Source organism: Roseateles sp. P4_D2 (genome assembly GCF_056401875.1).
Genome location: NZ_JBFUIM010000012.1, coordinates 166040 through 186488, shown reverse-complemented (window position 1 = coordinate 186488; position 20449 = coordinate 166040). Strand labels below are relative to the sequence as shown.

The window sequence follows — 20449 nt, the reverse complement described above, 5'->3', positions numbered from 1 at the left end:
TCCAGGCGGCGCCCGTGCGCACGCCTTTCACCCTGTCTCCGTGAGGCAGGGTTTTTTTGTTCAGGCCAGCCGTACAAGAAATCAGGACCCCTCATGACTGTTCTTCTTCCCCGTCGTCGACTGCTCGGCGCTGCCGCCTCCGGCGCGACGCTGCTGCTGAACGCTTCGCCTGCCAGCGCGGCCAAGGCAGAAGCACCGCGCTTTGCCATCGGCGAGAGCGACTTCCTGCTCGACGGCAAGCCGCTGCAGATCCGCTGCGGCGAGATGCACTTCGCCCGTGTGCCGCGCGAGTACTGGAAGCACCGCCTGCAGGCCATCAAGGCCATGGGCATGAACACGGTGTGCGCCTACCTGTTCTGGAACTTCCACGAATGGCGCGAAGGCCAATACCAATGGGAAGGCCAGCGCGACGCGGCGGAGTTCTGCAGGCAGGCACAGGCCGAGGGCCTGTGGGTCATCCTGCGCCCCGGCCCCTACGCCTGCGCCGAATGGGAGATGGGCGGCCTGCCGTGGTGGCTGCTGAAGCACCCCGGTGATGCCTTCCTGCGCAGCCGCGACGACGCCTTCGTGCAACCGGTGCGGCGCTGGTTCAGGGAGGTCGGCCGGGTGCTGGCGCCGATGCAGGTCAGCCAGGGCGGCCCCATCCTGATGGTGCAGGTGGAGAACGAATACGGCTTCCTCAGCGACGACAAGGACTACATGCGCGTGATGCGCCAGGCCGTGCTGGACGGTGGCTTTGACGTGCCGCTGTTCCAGTGCAACCCGACCAACGCGCTCGGCAAGACGCACATCCCGGAGCTGTTCAACGTGGCCAACTTCGGCAGCGACCCAGCGACCGGCTTCAAGGCGCTGGCGGCGCTGCAGAAGGGGCCGCTGATGTGTGGCGAGTACTACTCCGGCTGGTTCGACACCTGGGGCTCGCCGCACAAGCGCGGCGACAACGCCCGCGCCATCCAGGACATCGACACCATGCTGAAGGCCAACGGCTCGTTCAGCCTCTACATGGCCCATGGCGGCACGACGTTCGGCCTCTGGGGAGGCTGTGACCGGCCCTTCCGCCCCGACACGACGAGCTACGACTACGACGCGCCTATCGGCGAGGCAGGCTGGGTGGGCGACAAGTTCCGCACCTACCGCGACTGCCTGGCCAAGCACCTGAAGCCGGGCGAGGTGCTGCCCGACCCGCCGGCCCGGCTGCCGGTGATGGCGATCCCTTCGTTCACCCTCACCGAGACGGCGCCGGTGTTCGCCAATCTGCCGGCGCAAGCGATTGCCGCCGAGTCGCCCAGGAACATCGAGCACTACGACATCAGCCGCGGGCTGGTTGCCTATCGCGTCACGCTGCCGGCCGGCCCCGCCGGCAAGCTGGAGGCCGCGAACGCGCGCGACCTGGCCTGGGTCTTCGTCGGCGGCCGCCTGGCCGGCACGATGGACACGCGCTACCGCCGCTTCAGCGTCGACATCCCCGCGCGCAGCCGCGACACCATGGTCGAGATCCTGCTGTACACGATTGCCCGCGTGAACTTCGGCATGGAGGTCCACGACCGCAAGGGCCTGCAGGGCCCGGTCATGTTGCGCACGTCGAAGACCGAGACGCAGGAACTCAAGGGCTGGGAGATCCGCGCCATCGACTTTGGCGCCGACGGCGACCTGCCGCCGCTGCGTTGGCAGTCCAAGAAAACTGCCGGACCGGCCTTCTGGCGCGGCAGCTTCGACGCGGCGGCGCCGGCCGACACATTCCTGGACATGTCGGCCTGGGGCCAGGGCATCGTCTGGATCAACGGCCGCTGCCTGGGGCGCTACTGGAGCATCGGCCCGACGCAGACGATGTATCTGCCGGGCCCGTGGATCAAGGCCGGCCGCAACGAGGTCGTGGTGCTGGACCTGACCGAGCCGCGCGCCAATCGCATCGAAGGCAAGACCGCGCCCGTGCTCGACCAACTGCGGCCGGAGCTCGACCTGGCGCGGCCGCCCAGCAAGGCGCGCCCACGTCTGGCGGGGTTGACGCCGGTGCATGCCGGGCAGTTCGCCAGCGGCCCGGCCACGCAGGACGTGCGCTTTGCCGAGCCCGCACGCGGCCGCCAGCTCTGCATCGAGGTGCTCGACAGCTTCGACGGCAAGCCCCATGCGGCAATAGCCGAACTCGCGCTGCTCGACGCGCAGGGCAAGCCGCTGAACCAGACGGCCTGGACCATCGCCTACGCCAGCAGCGAGGAGGCGCGCAAGGAAGACGGCGGCGCGCTGAATGCCATCAACGGTCAGGCGACTGACTATTGGCACACGGCCTACAGCGGTACCGTTCGCCCCTCCGGTCCGCCGCGCCTCATCATCGACCTCGGCGCGCCGGCCGACATCGCCGGCCTGCGCTACACACCTCGCCAGGGGCCGGACGGCGTCACCGGCCGAATCCGCCGCTACCGCGTGTTCGTCGGTGACAAACTGGTTGCTGAGTGAACAGAGGACTGAACATGAACCCGCAAGTCATCGGCAAGTACAGATGGACCATCTGTGCGCTGCTGTTCTTCGCCACCACCGTCAACTATCTGGACCGCCAGGTCCTGAGCCTGCTGGCGCCGGCGCTGTCCAAAGAGTTCGGCTGGTCCAACACGGACTACGCCAACATCACCGCGGTGTTCCAGTTCGGCTACGCGATCTCGATGCTTTTCGCGGGCCGGTTCATCGACGCGATCGGCACCCAGCGCGCCTTCGCCATCGCCGTGGTCGTCTGGTCGCTCGGCGCCATGATGCATGCCCTCTCCGTGCCCATTGGCGGCATGCTGGTGGCCCTTGGTGTCGGGCTGCCGGTGTCGGTGGCGGGCTTCATGGTGTCGCGCGCCGTGCTGGCCCTTGGCGAGGCCGGGAACTTCCCCGCGGCCATCAAGGCCACCGCCGAATACTTCCCCAAGAAGGAGCGGTCATTCGCCACCGGCATCTTCAATTCGGGAGCCAACGTCGGCGCCATCCTGGCGCCGCTGACCGTGCCGTGGATCGCCGTCACCTGGGGCTGGCAGATGGCCTTCATCGCCATCGGCGCCATCGGCTTCCTGTGGGTCGCGCTGTGGCTCACCTTCTACGATGCACCGTCCCGGCAGCGCCGACTGGGTGCGGCGGAGCTGGCCTACATCAACAGCGACCGCGAGGCCACCGCGCCTGCCGTAGAGGGCGCCAAGGTGCCGTGGTTCCGGCTGCTCGCGCATCGCCAGACCTGGGCCTTTGTCGTCGGCAAATTCCTGACCGACGGCGTCTGGTGGTTCTACCTGTTCTGGCTGCCCAAATACCTCACCGGCCAGTACGGCATGAGCACGACGGACATCGCGCTGCCGCTGACGGTGCTGTACAGCATGACCATGATCGGCAGCATCGGCGGCGGCTGGTTTCCGACCTACTTCATGGAGCGCGGCTACAAGCCTTATGACGGCCGCATGCGCGCCATGCTCGTGATCGCCTTCTTCCCGCTGGTGGTGCTGCTGGCCCAGCCGCTGGGCTCCATCAGCTACTGGCTTCCCGTGCTGCTGATCGGCATCGGCGCGTCGGCCCACCAGGCCTGGTCGGCCAACCTCTTCACCACCGTCTCGGACATGTTCCCCAAGCGGGCCATCGGCTCGGTCGTCGGCATCGGCGGTATGGCCGGCGGGCTGGGCGGCGTGGCCGTGTCCAAGCTCGGCGGCTGGATCTTCGACGCCTACGGCGCGCGCGGCGACCTGTCCACCGGCTACATGATCATGTTCTCCATCTGCGCGCTGGCCTACCTGGCCGCCTGGGCCGCCATGAAGGCGCTGGTGCCGCGCCACAAGGAAATCAACGAGCTTTGATGATGGAAATACACATGCAACTGAGATTGATCGCCGGCGTGAGCGTGGCGTTGCTGGGCGTCACGTTGGGCGACGCGGCGCGCGCCCAGGCACCGCAGGTGCAGGCAGTGCAGGTCGACGCGTCGCGGCCGGACTGGGAGAATCCGGCGGTCTACGCGCGCGGCAAGCTGCCGGCCGCGGCGACCCACTTCCCGTTCGAGAGCCGCGAAGCGGCGCTGGCCGGCAACCCCGCGCGGTCGACCCGCTACCAGACGCTGGACGGCCTCTGGTCGTTCAGCTTCTCGCCGTCGTCCGACGACGTGCCCAGCGGCTTCGAGAAGCCCGGCTACGACATCTCGGGCTGGAAGACCATCAAGGTGCCGGCCATGTGGCAGGCCGAGGGCTACGACCAGGCCCGCTACAACAACATCACCTATCCCTTCCCGGCCAACCGGCCGCTGATCCCGCACGCCACCAACCCGGTGGGCTCGTATCGGCGCAGCTTCGAGGTGCCGGCGAACTGGTCGGCGCAGGACGTCATCCTGCATATCGGTGCGGCCGGCTCGGCCTACCGGGTCTGGGTGAACGGCGTCGAGGCGGGGTACTCGGAGGATTCCAAGCTGCCCAGCGAGTTCGACATCACGGCGCTGCTGAAGCCGGGGCAGAAGAACGTTGTCGCCATGCAGATCCATCGCTGGTCCGACGGGTCCTACCTGGAAGACCAGGACTTCTGGCGGGTCTCGGGCATCGAGCGCTCGGTCTACCTGAAGGCCGTGCCGAGGACACGGCTGACCGACCTGTTCGTCCATGCCGGCCTGGACAAGGACTACCGCGACGGCGCGCTGTCGGTCGACGTGGCGCTGACCGCGCGCACCCACCCGCTGACGCTGCGCATGAGTTTGCTGGAGGGCGACAAGGTCGTGCTGACGCGGACCGCTGCCGTCGCGGCCGGTGCGGCCCGCACCGAGACGCTGTCCGCCCCCGTGCCGGGCGTTCGCCCCTGGACGGCCGAGACGCCCAACCTCTACACGCTGCTGGTCGAGGTGCTCGACGCCGACGGCCGGCTCATCCAGGCGACGCCGCAGCGCATCGGCTTTCGCACGGTCGAGATCAGGAAGGGCCTGGTCATGGTCAACGGCCGGCCCATCGTCATCCGCGGCGTCAATCGCCACGAGCACGATCCCGAGACCTTCCACGTGATGTCGGAAGCGTCGATGCGCCGCGACATCGAGCTGATGAAGCGCAACAACATCAACGCGGTGCGGACGTCGCACTACCCGAATGCCGAGCTCTGGTACGCGCTGGCCGACGAATACGGCCTCTACGTGATGGACGAGGCCAACATCGAGAGCCATGCCTACATGGGCTACGGGCACCAGCATCCGGAACTGCGGGCCAAGATCCAGCTCGGCTTCGACCCGGCCTGGGAAGGCGCGCACGTCAGCCGCGTGCTGAACATGGTGGAACGCGACAAGAACCACCCGTCGGTGATCTTCTGGTCCCTCGGCAACGAGGCAGGCCTCGGCCCCAACTTCGAGAAGGCGGCGGCGCAGGCGCGCCAGCGTGACCCCTCGCGGCTGATCTCCTACCTGGGTTGGGGCACGGTGGACTGGCGCCATGAGCCCAACGCCTATGTCGACATCTACGCGCCGATGTACGACGACATCGAGAAGATGGTTGACTGGGCCACCGACCCGACCCGCACCCAGCCCATGATCCAGTGCGAGTACGCCCACATGCAAGGCAACTCGGGCGGCAATTTCAAGGACTACTGGGACACGATCTACAAGTACGAGAAGCTGCAGGGCGGCTTCATCTGGGACTGGGTGGACCAGTCGATGTATCGCACCACGAAGGATGGACGGCGCTACTGGGGCGATGGCGGCGAGTACGGCCCCAACCCGGGCGGCGACATCGAGTTCGGCGACGGCCTGATCCAGCCCGACCGCACGCCCAACCCGCATGTCTACGAAGTGCAGAAGGTCTACTCGCCCGTCCAGTTCGAGGCCTTCGATGCCAAGGCAGGCACGGTCGTCGTGCGCAACCGCCACGACTTCCGCGATCTGTCGGGCTTTGCCTTCGAATGGGCGCTGCTGGAGAACGGCGTGGCCGTCGCCTCGGGGCCGCTGCCCGGGCTGTCGACCGCGGCGCGGGCCACGCAGAAGTTGCAGTTGCCGCTGTCCAACGTCCGGCGCAAGCCGGGCGCGGAATACCTCGTCACGGTGCGCGCGAGGGCCAGGGCGGGTGCCGTGCCGCTGACGCCGGAAGGTTACGTCGTCGGCTGGGAGCAGTTCGCGCTGACACCATACCTGGCCGCATCGGCACCAGCGGCGACAGCGGCAAAAGGCACGGTCGAGCTGAAGGAGAGTGCCGACGCCGTGGTCCTGTCGGCCGCGGGTGCGACCCTGACGCTCGACCGCAAGACCGGCCTGCTGACCGGCTACGGCAAGGCAGGAGCGCCGCTGCTGAGCGGCGGCCAGCCCAACTTCGTTCGTGCCGAGACCGACAACGACACGCTGACGGGCACGGTCGCGCAGCAGGCGCCGTGGAAGGTGATGACCCGTGAACGCCAGGTCCGGGGCATCGCCAGCCGCCACCTGCCCGGCGGCGGGGCGGAGGTCGTCGTCGACCATCGCCTGGGCGCCGGCGCGGCGCGCTTCGTCACCACCTACACCATGCGCGGCGACGGCTCCGTTGACGTGGCGGGCGTGTTGACGCCGCTCAAGAGCGACCTGCCGCCGCCCGTGCGCGTCGGGCTGTGGTTCGACATGCCGCAGGACCTGACCATGGTGGCCTGGTACGGCCGCGGCCCGCATGAAAGCTATGTCGACCGCAAGACGGGCGCTGCGGTCGGCCTCTGGCGCGGCGCCATCGCCGAGCAGAACCACGACTACATGCGGCCGCAGGACACCGGCAACAAGGTCGACGTGCGCTGGCTCGAAGTCTCCGGCGGTGGCCGCGGCCTGCGCGTGGAGGGCCAGCAGCTGCTGATGGCCAACGCGCTCGCGTTTCCCTACACCGACCTCTACCGCCGCGCCCCCGGCACCTGGAAGAGCAGCGACATCGTTCCCCACGACCACGGCACGCTGCTGATCGACGGGGCGCAGTGGGGCGTGGGCGGCGACAACTCCTGGAGCTTCGTCGGCCAGCCTCACGCGGAGTACCGCACCCGGCTGGAGCCGGTTCGCGTGGCCTTTCGCCTTCGGCCATTCGAAGGGGAGGGCAGCACGCCTGGGAAGGCCATGTCCGCGCAGGCGACGATGCCGCAATAGGGCGGCTCGCGCGCAAGGGACTTCGCTCAACAGCTTGCTCGTTGTGCGCCAGGGCCGACATTCTCTGGGCAAGAACGGATAGCCTGCGGCAGCCTTCGAGCCCTCTTTCCAGGAATGCGCCATGACCCTTAGCCGCCGCACGCTGACACTCGCCGTTTCCGCAGCCGCCTTCTGCCTTGCCGCACAGGGCGCGCTGGCCGCCGACAAGATTGCCCTCGTCGCGAAAAGCTCGGGCAACGGCTTCTTCATTGCCGCCCATCAGGGTGCGCAGGAAGCCGCCAAGGCGCTCGGCGGCGTGGAGATCGTGCTCGCCAGCCCCGCCAAGGCCACGGCCGAGGGGCAAATCGAGGTCATCAACACGCTGATCGCGCAGAACGTCAAGGCCATCGTGGTGTCTGCCAACGACCCCGACGCGCTGGTGCCGGTGCTCAAGAAGGCCATGGCGCGCGGCATCAAGGTCGTGTCTTTCGATTCGGCGGTGCGCAAGGATGGGCGGCTCGTGCATCTCGCGCCCTCGTCCAACGCGCTGATCGGCCAGAAGCTCGTGAGCCTCACGACCGACGCCATCGGTAGCAGCGGCGAGATCGCGGTGCTGTCGGCCACCGCTCAGGCCACCAACCAGAACCTCTGGATCGGCGAGATGAAGAAGGCGCTGGCACAGCCGGCGGCCAAGGGCCTGAAGCTGGTCAGCGTGGTTTACGGCGACGACCAGACCGACAAGAGCTACCGCGAGGCGCAGGGCCTGCTGAAGAGCTACCCCAACCTGAAGGCCATCGTCGCGCCGACGACCGTCGGCGTCGCGGCCGCCGCCAAGGCTGTGCAGGACGAGAAGAAGGTGGGCCAGGTCTTCGTCACCGGCCTGGGCCTGCCGTCCGAAATGGCCGGCCACGTTCGCAGCGGCGCGGTGAAGAGCTTCGCCATCTGGAACCCCATCGACCTGGGCTACTCGGCCGTCTACATCGCCCATGGCCTGGTCAGCGGCAAGGCAACGGCGGCAGCGGGCGCCAAGATCAGCGTCGGCCGTGTCGGCACGGTCACGCTCGATGCGGACGGCGAGGCGGTGATGGCCGAGCCCTTCACCTACGACGCCGGCAATGTCGACAAGTTCGCCAAGTTCTTCTGACCCGGCCGCGGTGCTCTGCCTGCGGGGCATCCACAAGCGTTTCGGGCCGACGCATGCGCTGCGCGGCGTGGATCTTGAACTGCGGCCGGGCCAGGCCCTGGCCGTGATCGGCGAGAACGGCGCGGGCAAGTCGACGCTGGTCAAGATCCTCACCGGCGTCCACCAGCCCGACGACGGCGAACTGTGGCTGGACGGCCAGCCGCTGCGCCTGCACGACACGCACGCGGCCCAGGCCGCCGGCATCGTCGCCGTGCACCAGGAAACGGTGATGTTCGACGAACTCACTGCGGCTGAGAACATCTTCATCGGCCGTCAGCCCATGCGCGGGCCAGCGGCCTTGCGCGTCGTGGACTGGGCGACGATGAACCGCCTGGCCCAGCAGGTGCTGGACGAGGTGGGCGCGGGCTTTGACGCCACGACGCCGGTCCGGCAACTGAGCCTGGCGCAGCGGCACCTGATCGAGGTCGCGCGGGCCTTGTCGCACCAGGCCCGCGTCGTCATCCTGGACGAACCCACCGCCGCGCTGTCGCAGGCCGAGATCCGCGATTTCTACGGCCTCGTGCGCGGGCTGCTGGCTCGCGGCGTGGCGGTGCTGTTCATCTCGCACAAGTTCGATGAGCTGTTCGCGGTCTGCGACAACTACGTGGTGCTGCGGGATGGCGCCTCGGTCGGCAGTGGCCGCATGAAAGAGGCCAGCGAGCCGGAGCTGCTGCGCCTGATGGCCGGCCGCAGCATCGAGCAGGTGTACCCGCGCGTGGACACGCAACCCGGTGCGGTCGTGCTGGAGGCGCGCGATCTCAGCCACCCGACCGAATTCGACGGCATCAGCTTTGCGCTGCGGCGTGGCGAGATTTTGGGCTTCTACGGCCTGGTCGGCGCAGGGCGCAGCGAGATCATGATGGCGCTGATGGGCCTCAAGCCGCTCGCTCGCGGCAGCATCTTGATTGACAGCAAGGAGCAGCGCATCCGTGACGCGGCCGATGCCATCTCGCTGGGCCTGGCCTATGTGCCCGAGGAGCGCCAGCGCCAGGGCGGCATTCTCGATTTCTCGGTGCGGCACAACCTCAGCCTGGCCGCCTTGGCCGGGCCTCGTCACGCCGTGAAGGGCCAGGTCTCGCGCGGGCCCTGGCTGTCCGCCTTGCGCGAAAGCGCCTGGGCGCAGCGGCTGATCGAACGGCTGAACATCAAGACCGCCAGCCAGGACACGCCGCTGTCCGGCCTCTCCGGTGGCAACCAGCAGAAGGTCGTCATCGGCAAGTGGTTGGGGCTGGCCCCGCGCATCGTCATCCTGGACGAACCCACCAAGGGCATCGACGTCGGCGCCAAGCAGGCGGTTTATCAACTGGTCGCGGAGATGGTGGCGCAGGGGCTGGCGGTCATCCTGGTGTCGTCCGAACTGCCCGAGGTGATGCACCTGGCCCACCGCGTGGTCGTCATGAAGCGTGGCCGGCAAGTCGCCGAGTTCCGGCGTGGCGAGGTGGATGCAGAAACTGTCGTGGCTGCGGCTTCGGGCCTGAGCAGGAACGCCGCATGACGCGTCGCATGAATTGGCGCGATTTGGCGCTGGCCGCCGTCATCGTGGCCATCACCCTGGCGGTTGGCCTGCGATCTCCCGTGTTTCTCACGCCGCGCAATGCACTGGATATCGCCAACGATTCGGCCCTGCTGGCCATCCTCGTCATCGGCCAAATGCCGGTTCTGCTCACGCGCGGCATCGACTTGTCCGTGGCGTCCAACCTGGCCTTGACGGGCATGCTGGTGGCGCTGTTCGGCAAGCTCTTTCCGGGTGCCGGCGCGCCGGTGTTGATCCTGCTTGCGCTGGCGCTGGGCGCGGCGCAGGGCGCCCTCAATGGCTGGCTGATCACGCGCTTCGAGCTGCCGCCCATCGTCGTCACCTTGGGCACCATGTCGGTCTATCGCGGCGCCATCTTCCTGGTCAGCGGCGGCGCCTGGGTCAACGACCAGGACATCCATGCGTCCATCAAGGCCCTGCCTCGTTCGGAGCTGCTGGGCCTGCCGCTGCTGGTGTGGATTGCAGCCGCCGTCGCAGCGCTGGGATGGTGGTTGCTGCGCTGGCGACGGGAAGGCCGTGATCTCTACGCCTGCGGCGGCAACCCCGCTGCGGCGCGGATCGTGGGCATCCCGGTGTCGCAGCGCATTCGCATGGCCTACACCTTGTCGGGCGCTTGTGCCGGGCTTGCCGGCCTGCTCTGGGTCGGCCGCTATGCCATTGCTTTCACCGAACTGGCCGCCGGCTTCGAGCTGACCGTGATTGCGGCCTGCGTCATCGGCGGTGTCAGCATCGCGGGTGGCGTCGGCACGGTTGGCGGCGCGTTGCTGGGCGTGCTGTTCATCGGCGTCATCAATGCGGCCCTGCCGGTCATCCACGTCTCGCCGTTCTGGCAGCAGGCGATTGCCGGCGCTGTCATCCTGGTTTCGGTGATGCTGAACTCGCGAGCACAGCGCCGGTCGGGGCAGCAGATCCTGGAAAGGCGAGCGGCATGAAGGCCTGGGGTTCCTGGGAATGGGTGCTGACGGCGCTGATCGTCGCCGTCTACGTCGGCTTCGGCCTGTGCATCGACGGTTTTGCCTCGCCCTATGCGATCGCCGACAGCACGACCAATATGTCGGAAAAGGCCTTGATCGCGATGGCCATGGCTCTGCTGATCATTGCGGGCGAGATCGATCTCTCCATCGCCGCGACGATGGCGCTGTGCTCCCTGGCCATGGGCTACGCGATGCAGGCCGGCGCAGGCCCGGCCGGCATGATCGCCGCCGCTCTGGGTTGCGGCATCGTGTGTGGCGCATTCAACGGCTGGCTGGTCACGCGCTGGCAGCTGCCCTCCATCGTCGTCACCATCGGCACGCTGTCGCTCTACCGCGGCCTGGCCCTGGTGCTGCTGGGCGACCAGGCCATCACGGGCTACCCGGAATGGTTGAGCCAGTGGGGCAACGGTACGCTGGGGGATCTTGCGGGTTGGCCGTGGCTGATCGTGCCGATCGAGTTCGGCGTCATGCTGGCCGTGGCGGTGGTGTTCATCCTGCTGCAACACCGCACGGTCTATGGCCGCCGCATCTACGCCATTGGCGCCAACCCCGTGGCTGCGCGCTTCTCGGGCATCGCGGTGCAGCGCTACCGGCTGCTGCTGTTCACCGCTGCGGGACTGATGGCGGCGCTGGCGGCCGTGCAGCTGACCGGCCGCATTGGCAGCACGCGGCCCAACCTCGCGCTGGGCTGGGAGCTCGACGCCGTCACCATCGTCATCCTTGGCGGCGTGGCGATCCAAGGTGGCCGCGGCAGCATCGTGGGCGTGCTGCTGGCTGCGGTGCTGCTGGGCGGCTTCACCTTCGCACTCGGCATGCTGAACGTCTCCGGGATGGTGATGACGACAGTCGTTGGCGGATTGCTCATCTGCGTCATGGTGCTACCGCACGGCTATCGATACGAAAGCACCAGCCCGTGAATCAAGCGGGCCCACCCGTCGAGCATGACGAACAGCAGCAATTTGAACGGCAGCGAAATGGTGGTCGGCGAGATCATCGACATGCCCAGCGCCAGCAGCACCGTCGCCACGATCAGATCGACCACGACGAACACCAGGTAGAGCACAAAACCGATCTGGAATGCCCGGGTCAGCTCGCTGAGCGTGAAGCTGGGAACCATCACCAGAAAGTCGTCGGCCTGCAGCCTGTCGGCCTGCTCCTTGGGCCAGATGGCGGCGGCCGACTTCAGGAAGAACTGGCGTTCGCGCTCATGGGTGTGCTTTTGCAGGAAGGCCTTGAGCGGCGCCTTGCCGGCGTCCAGCACCATCACGACGTCAGTCCAGCCCTCGCTCCTGGCACCGGCCTGGCGGTGACGCAGCGCGTCGGCCACCTCCATGCCGACCGGCGCCATGATGTAGACCGACAGGATGATGGCGATGCCGTTGAGCACCATGTTCGGCGGCGTCTGCTGCAGGCCGAGCGCGGTGCGCAGCAGGCCAAAGACGATGACCAGCTTGGTGTAGCTGGTCACCATCATCGCGACGAAGGGCGCCACCCCGAAGGCGAGGATCAGCGCCACGAGCGTCATGGGCTCGGGCATGCCGGTGGTGTTCATCGTCAGGTCTTCAGCTCGGTCGGCGCGAATTCCGAGACGCGCACGCCCAGGCGTTCACCGACCGCCACCAGGAAGCCTTTGCCCAGCACGTTGCCATGGGCCAGGATGCGCACCGGGCTGCGGTTCAGCGGCTGTGTCAGATCGAACACGTGGCCGGGGCCGATATTCCGCAACTCGCCGAGTGACAGGCTCAGATGACCCACCTCGAAGCGCAGCGCCACTTCCAGCGCATCGAGTCGGTCCAGCGGCAGGCCCGTCGCGTCGTCGCCCTCAGTGGCGGGGGCAAGCTCATCTCGTTTCATCGAAGGGTTTCTCCATTGCGTGACGGTGATGCGCGAGCCCTCGGCACGCGCGATGAGTTGCCGGCCCGTAGGGCCACCCAGCTCGGCCTGCACGACCAGGCCCGTGCCGGCGGCGGTCCAGTGTTCGACGCTGACGATGTCGCCCGGCCGGATGCCGCGCACCTCGGCCAGGCTCAGCACGCTGTCGCCGATGCGGAATGCCAATGGCACACGCAGTCCGTCGAAGCTTTTGCTCATGGGGCCAGCTGAGGCAGCGGGCGGGGCGGGGACCAGCTTGTCGAGCGCCGAGGGGTCCTGGAACAGCACGAAGCCCTGCCAGGGCCAGGCCTGGCCATCGGTCGCCACGGTGAAGCAGGCGGCGGCCTCCAGTGGCGCCGGTGAGTCGGCCTCCTCATCAGGCTCACCCGGCGACCATTCGAAATGCAGGCGCAGGGCCGCCTCCAGTGCAGCGATGACGGGCTGCAGTGCATCTGCCAGCAGCACATAGCGCAATTCGGCCGGCAGCAGGGCGTGGCTGCGCTCTTGCAACAGTGCTGCCTGCGCGGCGAGGTCCAGCGCCAGCCAGCCCGTGTGAGGGCCGAGACGAAATCGATAACGGCCAAACTCAGTGAAATCCTGGTGGCTGCCTGAGCGCCACTGCAGGCGATGCTTCTCGCCCCGAAGCATGAGGTCGATGGCAGGTGAGCGGCGGTCGTAGAGGCGGTTGAGAGCCAGGCAGGCGGGCGCCGGCAAGCGCATCAACGCGCTCACTTCGCTCAGATCGATCACGGCGGTAGGCATCAGCACGCGGCGAGCGTAGCCATCCGCAGGGCTTGGAGGAACTACGTGAATTCGTAGCACCGCGCGTTGCGGCGGGGCGCTACGGGGACTCGTAGTGGTGCGTAAAAAAGTCACGCCATAGAGTGCTTCGCATGGCCGACCCCGCACCGAACGCACTGCAAAGACACCTGCCGCCGCGCAGCGGGTTGAAGGACCTGATCGCCAGCGCGGGCCGCCACAACGACCTGCTGCTGGCCGGCATGCTGGTGGCCATCGTCGCGCTGTTCGTGCTGCCGCTGCCCACGCCGTTGCTGGACTTCCTGATCGCCGCCAACTTGTCGATGAGCCTGACCCTGCTCATCGTGGCGATGTATGTGCCGTCGGCGCTGTCGCTGTCCACCTTCCCGTCGCTGCTGCTGTTCACGACGCTGTTCCGGCTGGCGCTGAACATCGCATCGACCAAGCTCATCCTGCTGCACGCCAATGCGGGTCACATCATCGACACCTTTGGCAAGCTGATCGTCGGCAACAACGTCGTGGTCGGCGGCGTGGTGTTCCTGATCATCGCCATCGTGCAGTTCATCGTCGTCGCCAAGGGCTCGGAGCGGGTGGCCGAGGTGGCGGCGCGCTTCGCGCTGGACGCCATGCCGGGCAAGCAGATGAGCATCGACGCCGATGTGCGCGCCGGCGTGCTGTCGTCGGTGCAGGCCCAGAAGCGCCGCCAGCAGCTGGAGCAGGAGTGCTCGTTGCACGGCGCGATGGACGGCGCGATGAAGTTCGTCAAGGGCGACGCCATCGCCGGCATCGTCATCGCGCTGGTCAACATCCTTGCGGGCCTGGCCATCGGCACGCTGATGCACGACATGAGCATCGGCGGCGCGTTGCAGCGCTACGCCATCCTCACGGTGGGCGACGGCATGGTGTCGCAGATCCCGTCGCTGCTGGTGTCCATCGCCTCCGGCGTGGTCATCACCCGCGTGTCGGCCGACGGCGAGCCGCACGGGGGCCAGCTGGCCAACCAGATCACTCGCCAGTTGATGGCCCATCCCCGCGCGCTGGTGATCGCGGGCCTGGCCACCGCCAGCTTCCTGCTGGTGCCCGGTTTTCCAAAGTGGGTCTTCGGCACGCTGGCGTTGGTGGTGCTGGGGGCCGGCCTGATGACGCGCCGGCTGCTCGACAGCCGCCGCACGCCGGCCTGGATGTCCTATAGCGACGCGGACGACGACGGTGGGGAAGTGGTGCAGGGCGCCATCGCCGCACCGCTGGAGCTGCGCCTGTCCACCGGCCTGCGTGGGCGCCTGGACCGCCCCGCGCTGGACCTGCGCATGGCTGCGGCCAAGGCCCGCGTCGAGAGCGACCTGGGGCCGGTGTTCCCGCGCGTGCAGGTCGGCTGGGGCAGCGGCCTGGGCGAGAACCAGTACCAGGTGCTGGTGCAGGACGTCGTGGTCTCCCAGGGCGCGCTGCGGCCGGGACACTGGCTGCTCGACGCGGCCGAAGCCGTCACGCCGCCGGCGGGCGCTGAGGTGGCGGAGCCCTTTGGGCCGTTTCCCCGCGTCGTATGGGTCGATACCGCCCCGGCGACGATCCGGAGCTGGACTTGCGAAGACGTGCTGGGCCTGCATGTGGACCATGCGGTGCGCCGCCACATCGCCCAGCTGATTGGCCTGCAGGAGGTGCAGCGCCTGCTGCACGCGGCGCAGCGCGAGGTGCCCGAACTGGCTGCGGAGGTGGCTCGCGCCGTCCCGCTGCAGCGCCTGGCCGAGGTGCTGCGCCGGCTGCTGCAGGAGAACGTGCCCATCCGCAACCTGCATGCCATCTTCGAGAGCCTGGCGATCTGGGCGCCCACCGAGCCCGACGTCGTGGCGCTGACCGAGCTGGTGCGCATCGATCTTGGCCGCTTCATCACCAGCCGCCACGTCGGCGCGCGGCGCGAGTTGCACGCCATCCTGTTCGAGTCCAGCCTGATCGACCGCGTGCAGGCCGCCATCGAGCGCTCGCCGCGCGGCAACCTGCTGCTCCTCGACCCCGCGGTGGCGCAGGACGTGCGCGAACAGGTGCGCCGCATCCTCGGTGGCGCCCAGCAGCGCGTGGTGGCCATCGTGTCGTCCGACACGCGGCGCTACATCAAGACGCTGATCGAGCCGGTGGCGCCCCAGCTGGCGGTGCTGTCCTACCAGGAGGTCGACGAGGACGTCGCACTGCAGCCGGTGGGCTGGGTCAGCAACCCGCAGCCCCAGGCCCTCACCCCGATCGCGGAGGCGGCATGAACGCCGCGCCGGGCCGCCCCAAGCAAGTTCGCTCCCGCTCGGCGGGACAGGCCGCAGGCCGAAGGGTGCACCAATGACCCCTCAGAGCATCCTCGACATCACGCGCGAAGGACTGCTGATCGTGCTGATGGTCTCGCTGCCCATGGTGCTGGTGTCCACGCTGACCTCTCTGGTCGTGGCCGTGCTGCAGGCGGTCACGCAGATCCAGGACCAGAGCATCGGCCAGTCGGTGCGCCTGATCGTGGTGCTGATCGCCCTCGTGGTGACCGCCGGCTGGCTCGGCCGCGATGTGCTGCGCTTCGCCGAGCGCGCTTTCCAAACCCTGACTTCGCTGAGCTGATGCTGCGCTTCGTCCACCTCCTGTTTTGCGCCGGCCTGGTCGCGGCATTGCTGGCCAGCCCCGCCTGGGCGGCCGACCTGCCGCGCAACGGCAGGCCCTTCCGCATGGAAGCCAACGAGAAGCCGGTAGGCGACTTCCTGCGCGAGCTGGCGGCGTCGCAGGGCGTCACGGCGGTCATCGACGGCAAGGTCGGCGGCACCATCAGCGGCCGCTTCGCCATCACCGGCAGCCAGCCCGGTGCGGTGCAGATGGTGCTGAGCAATATCTGCGCGGCCAACGGGTTGACCTGGTATTACGACGGTGCCTTCCTGTTTGTCGATCCCGCCGCCGACACGCGCAGCGAGGTGTTCACCATCGCCGGCAAGAACGCGCAGCGCATCGCCGACACGCTGGCCCGGCTCAAGATTGCCGACGCCCGCTATCCGCTGCAGATCAGCGAGGCGGATGGCAACGTCTACGTCTCGGGTCCCAAGCGCTATGTGGAGCTGGTGCGCCAGACGGTGCGGCTGATCGACCAGCGTGCGGCGCGCGACGACCGCGCCGAGGTGCAGGTGTTCCCGCTGCGCTATGCCTGGGCCGCCGACTTCAAGATGAATCGCGCCGGCAAGCAGGTGTCCATTCCTGGCGTGGCGACAGTGCTGCGCAATCTGTATGGCCGCACCGGGGCGGCGCGCGGAGCAGCACCCTCGGCCGTGACCGGGCCGGTGCGGCGCACCAAGCTCGGCGTCAGCGCCGACGCCGGCGTGGCCAAGCTGTCCAGCGAAGGCAGCAGCGCGACCGAGGACGAGGGCGACGGTGGTGGCCCCGAGTTCTCCAGCGGTGAATTGCCGCAATTCCAGCCCGACACGCGACTCAATGCGGTGCTGGTGCGTGACACGCCCGAGCGCATGGCGCGCTACGAGAAGCTCATCCAGACCATGGACGTGAGGCCGCGCCTGATCGAGATCGAGGTCACGATCATGGACATCAGCACCAACACGCTGGACAGCCTGGGCGTGGACTGGCGGCTGCACGCCCGCCACGGCGACCTGCAGATCGGCCGCGGCAACCTCCCGCCGCTGACCTTCGGCAACGCCAACTCCGAGGCCGGCCAGGTCGTCACCATCAACCCGCAGGGCAACCCCAGCACGCCGTTGGGCGCGCTGTTCACCGCCTCCATCGGCAACGACCTGCGCAACTACCTGCTGACCCGCGTCAGCGCGCTGGCCCAGAAGGGCAATGCCAACTTCATCGCGCGGCCCAAGGTGCTGACGCTGGACAACAACGAGGCGGTGCTGGAGAACCTCAGCGAGTTCTATGTGCGGGTCGACGGTTTCCAGGATTCGAGCCTGTACAGCGTCACGGCCGGCACCGCCGTGCGCGTGACTCCCTTGATCGTCGACGACAAGGAAGGCCGCGGCGTGCTGATGTCCATCGACATCGAGGACGGCGACGTCAGCAGCACCACCGTCGACCGCATCCCGGTCGTGCGGCGGCGCACCGTCAACACCCAGGCGTTGGTGGACGAAGGCACGAGCCTGCTGATCGCCGGCTACACCTCCGAGGAGAAGGCCAACGCGACCTCGGGCGTGCCGCTGCTGTCCAGCATCCCGGTGCTGGGCAAGCTGTTCCAGTACAGCGAGAAGAAGCAGAACAACATGGAGCGCTTCTACCTGCTGACGCCGCGCCTCGTCACGCCCGGCAGCAAACCTTCGCTGCCGGTGCAACAGGAGCCTACGCAATGAACGCGCGGGCCCACACCACCACCACGGCCGCCGTGCCGGGCTGGTGCCTGCGCTTCCTCAGTGGCGCGGTCAAGGGCCGCACCATCGCGCTCAAGCCTGGCGTCAACACGCTGGGCGCTTCGGGCGAGTGCGAGGTCATGCTGCCCGGCAGCGACGTGCTGCCGCGCCACCTGGTGTTCACGGTGGGCGAACTGGCGATGTCGCTGCAGAAGGTCGGCGCGGCCGCCGTGAAGCTCAACGGCCAGGACGTGCAGGCCCAGCGCAAGGGCGTGGTAGCGGGCGACGTGGTGTCGGTCGGCAGCATCGACTTCCAGGTCGACCGCAGCTATCCCGCGCCCGAGCACGACGACCCGGCGTCCGAGTGGACCGAAAGCATCATGCCCGGCGACGCGCCGCCCGCCGCCTTGCTGCAGGCGCCTGCGCGCCGGAGCTCGCCCTGGCTGAGCGTGGCCGTGGTGGTGCTGGCGGTCGGCGGGGCGGCCGGCGTGCTGGCCTGGGCCGGCAGTGCGGGCAGCTCGACCCGCGCCGCCACGGTCGACCTGGCCGAGGTGGAGAAGGCGCTGAAGCCCTTCCCCGAGGTCGAAGTGGTCGCGGTCGCCGGCGGCCGTTTCAACGTGCGCGGCTACGTCGAATCGCGCCAGCGCAAGCAGGCGCTGGCCGAGGCCATGGCGCCTTTTGGCCGGCAGGTCAGCACCAGCGTGCACGCGGCCGAGGACATCGTCGAGCAGGCGCGCCGCTACGTGAGCGACCCCGGCATCTCGATGAGCTACACGGGCCAGGGCCGGCTGGTGGTGGCCGGCGCGACCGAGGACGAATCGGTGCGTCAGAAGATCCGCCGCCTTGCCGACGACCTGCACCCGGCGGTGCTGGTGTCCGACCAGGTGAAGCTGCGGCCGCGGCCCCAGGTCGACCGCGCGGGCGAGCAGCAGCGCGCGCAGTGGGACGCGTGGCAGAGCGTGCTGCCGTCGCGCATGGTCAGCATCACGCAGGACGCCAGTGGCATGAGCTACATCCAGCTCGCCAATGGCAACCGCTACTACGAGGGGGCGGTGCTCAAGTCGGGCGCCGAACTCAAGCGCATCGAGGCCGATGGCCTGGTGGTGTCACCAGGCAGGGAGGGCGCGCGATGAGCACCAAGGGATTTCGCACCGGAGGCCTGGCCTTCGTGCGGAATGCCTCCGTCCACGAGGGCGGGGGCGATTTTTGTCATGTCATCAACCTTTGACGTTAGGAGTCAAACCATGGCCGTAGCCGCACCCGAGTCCGGACTGGACAGCAAGGCAATCCTGGAACAGAACAAGCAGCTGACCATCTTCAGCACCGTGACGTCGCAGAGCGCCCAGCGCACCGCGGCCATCACGTCGGCCAACGCCCAGCAGACCAACACGGTCCTGCAGGCGGCCAGCGACGTTCGCCAGCAGTCGCAGAAGGTCTGACCTTCCGCTTGTCGCCGCCCCGGCGCCGGGGCGGCATTTCATCTCTGCCCCGGCGCCGGGGCGGCACTTCTTCTTCATCCCTTTCACCCCAGCGAGGTCATCATGGTCCAACCCGTTGATGCCATGGCCGTTGCGGTCCAGTCCAGCGCCACGGCGCCGGCCGCGATCGATCCGGCCGAAGCCCAGCATTTCGCCGGCTACATGGTCCGCCCCCAGGCCGGCGGCACCGGCTCGCTGCAATCGCTGTCCAGCGCTGCCGACCAGTTCTTCGGCCAGCGCCCCGGGGCCAGCGAGCTGATAGCCCACCGCATGGTGCCGGCGGCCGACCTGGGCGATCCGCAGACCGCCGCCGTCGAATTCGGTCGCGCGCAGATGGAGATCGTCAGGTTCAGCAACGACTCCATGACCTACTTCAGCAAGATGCATATGTGCACGGCCCTGGCCAGCGCCTGCAGCAACCAGTTCAACTCGTTGCTGAAGAACAATGGCTAGGCAACTCTGCACCGCCGCGGCCCTGGTCGTGTGCCTCGCCCTTGCCGCCTGCAAGGTCGACCTCTATTCCAACCTCAACGAGCGCGAGGCCAACGAGATGCTGGCCGCGCTGACCTCGGAGAGCATCCCCGCCGAGAAGGAGGCGGCCGAGGGCGGCCTCTGGCAGCTCAAGGTCGAGGAAAGCCGCCTGCCCGCGGCCCTGGACGTGCTGCGCTCGCAGGGCCTGCCGCACGACCGCTACGCCAGCATGGGCGACGTCTTCCAGAAGCAGGGCCTGGTGTCCACGCCGTCGGAAGAGCGCATGCGCTACATCTATGCGGTGTCGCAGGAGCTGTCGCAGACGCTGCGCACCATCGACGGCGTGGTGGCTGCCCGCGTGCATGTGGTGATCCCGGCCAACGACCCGCTGAGCGACAAGCTCAAGCCTTCGTCGGCCGCGGTCTTCATCAAATACCGTCCCGACGTGGACCTACGGCTGCTGGCGCCGACCGTCAAGGACATGGTGGCGCACAGCATCGAGGGCTTGTCCCACGACCAGGTTTCGCTGTCGCTGGTGGAGGCCAAGCGGCCCGGCGGTGCGGCGCTGGCCGCCGTCGACACGCCACCGCGCTATGAGGTGGCCGGCCTGTCGTTTGACCGCACCATGATCACGCTCGCTGTGCTGTTGCTGGCCGCAGTGGCCTGCCTGATCGCGCTGCCTGGCCTGCTGCGCCGCCAGGGTCTTGACTGGCGCACCTGGGCGCGGCGCCAGCTGTTGAAGCGCTGAAATGAAGCTGCCCCTCGCCCAACCTCGCATCGCTGAACGCGAGCGAGTCCGGTCGGTCCCCCGAGGGGACGGCGATGC

16 protein-coding genes are annotated in these 20449 nt (G+C 68.2%); 14 read left to right on the top strand and 2 right to left on the bottom strand.

The genetic code is table 11. The features are described 5' to 3' along the window. The first annotated feature begins 93 nt into the window (after positions 1 to 93). The 7 genes from AC1DW0_RS21345 (at position 94) to AC1DW0_RS21315 (ending at position 11650) form a co-directional block, all read left to right on the top strand. Entirely contained in the window at positions 94 to 2454 is a 2361-nt protein-coding gene (locus tag AC1DW0_RS21345; RefSeq protein ID WP_477947837.1) for a beta-galactosidase, read from the top strand. A 14-nt stretch (positions 2455 to 2468) separates the two neighbouring features. Further along, complete coding sequence (locus tag AC1DW0_RS21340) at positions 2469 to 3812, top strand: MFS transporter (protein WP_457355507.1); 1344 nt, start codon at positions 2469 to 2471, stop codon at positions 3810 to 3812. 14 nt (positions 3813 to 3826) lie between these two features. After that, positions 3827 to 7063 carry a glycoside hydrolase family 2 TIM barrel-domain containing protein gene (locus AC1DW0_RS21335; protein ID WP_477947834.1) on the top strand — a complete coding sequence of 1079 codons (3237 nt, stop codon included), beginning with the start codon at positions 3827 to 3829 and terminating at the stop codon, positions 7061 to 7063. A gap of 121 nt (positions 7064 to 7184) precedes the next feature. Then, on the top strand, positions 7185 to 8186 hold the full coding sequence (rhaS, locus tag AC1DW0_RS21330) for a rhamnose ABC transporter substrate-binding protein (RefSeq protein ID WP_477947832.1): 1002 nt from the start codon (positions 7185 to 7187) through the stop codon (positions 8184 to 8186). After that, complete coding sequence (locus tag AC1DW0_RS21325) at positions 8158 to 9720, top strand: sugar ABC transporter ATP-binding protein (protein WP_477947830.1); 1563 nt, start codon at positions 8158 to 8160, stop codon at positions 9718 to 9720. Before rhaS ends, AC1DW0_RS21325 begins: the two co-directional genes overlap by 29 nt. Beyond that, on the top strand, positions 9717 to 10691 hold the full coding sequence (locus AC1DW0_RS21320) for an ABC transporter permease (protein ID WP_477947828.1): 975 nt from the start codon (positions 9717 to 9719) through the stop codon (positions 10689 to 10691). Before AC1DW0_RS21325 ends, AC1DW0_RS21320 begins: the two co-directional genes overlap by 4 nt. After that, a complete protein-coding gene (locus tag AC1DW0_RS21315) occupies positions 10688 to 11650 on the top strand; it encodes an ABC transporter permease (protein WP_457355498.1) in 963 nt (320 codons plus the stop codon). The genes AC1DW0_RS21320 and AC1DW0_RS21315 overlap by 4 nt, the downstream gene beginning before the upstream one ends. Here AC1DW0_RS21315 and sctR read toward each other — a convergent pair. Together sctR and sctQ are read right to left on the bottom strand one after the other, a co-directional pair. Then, entirely contained in the window at positions 11623 to 12285 is a 663-nt protein-coding gene (gene sctR / locus AC1DW0_RS21310; protein WP_457355496.1) for a type III secretion system export apparatus subunit SctR, read from the bottom strand. The genes AC1DW0_RS21315 and sctR overlap by 28 nt on opposite strands. A 2-nt stretch (positions 12286 to 12287) precedes the next feature. Beyond that, positions 12288 to 13367, bottom strand: coding sequence for a type III secretion system cytoplasmic ring protein SctQ (sctQ, locus tag AC1DW0_RS21305; protein WP_477947904.1), 1080 nt, complete (start codon positions 13365 to 13367; stop codon positions 12288 to 12290). Between the two features lie 131 nt (positions 13368 to 13498). On the opposite strand from sctQ, the gene sctV reads away from it, so the two are divergent. The 7 genes from sctV (at position 13499) to sctJ (ending at position 20371) form a co-directional block, all read left to right on the top strand. Then, on the top strand, positions 13499 to 15613 hold the full coding sequence (gene sctV / locus AC1DW0_RS21300; protein WP_477947825.1) for a type III secretion system export apparatus subunit SctV: 2115 nt from the start codon (positions 13499 to 13501) through the stop codon (positions 15611 to 15613). 73 nt (positions 15614 to 15686) lie between these two features. Further along, positions 15687 to 15953, top strand: coding sequence for a type III secretion system export apparatus subunit SctS (gene sctS, locus AC1DW0_RS21295; protein WP_477947824.1), 267 nt, complete (start codon positions 15687 to 15689; stop codon positions 15951 to 15953). Then, positions 15953 to 17677, top strand: coding sequence for a type III secretion system outer membrane ring subunit SctC (gene sctC, locus AC1DW0_RS21290; RefSeq protein ID WP_477947822.1), 1725 nt, complete (start codon positions 15953 to 15955; stop codon positions 17675 to 17677). Before sctS ends, sctC begins: the two co-directional genes overlap by 1 nt. Then, positions 17674 to 18807, top strand: a complete 1134-nt coding sequence (locus AC1DW0_RS21285) for an FHA domain-containing protein (RefSeq protein WP_477861072.1) — start codon at positions 17674 to 17676, stop codon at positions 18805 to 18807. Before sctC ends, AC1DW0_RS21285 begins: the two co-directional genes overlap by 4 nt. A 111-nt stretch (positions 18808 to 18918) precedes the next feature. After that, complete coding sequence (locus AC1DW0_RS21280) at positions 18919 to 19113, top strand: hypothetical protein (protein ID WP_056193332.1); 195 nt, start codon at positions 18919 to 18921, stop codon at positions 19111 to 19113. A gap of 102 nt (positions 19114 to 19215) precedes the next feature. Continuing rightward, positions 19216 to 19605 (top strand): hypothetical protein, encoded by a 390-nt coding sequence (locus AC1DW0_RS21275; RefSeq protein WP_457355486.1) that lies wholly within the window; start codon positions 19216 to 19218, stop codon positions 19603 to 19605. After that, on the top strand, positions 19598 to 20371 hold the full coding sequence (gene sctJ / locus AC1DW0_RS21270) for a type III secretion system inner membrane ring lipoprotein SctJ (protein WP_477947819.1): 774 nt from the start codon (positions 19598 to 19600) through the stop codon (positions 20369 to 20371). Before AC1DW0_RS21275 ends, sctJ begins: the two co-directional genes overlap by 8 nt. Positions 20372 to 20449 lie beyond the last annotated feature (78 nt).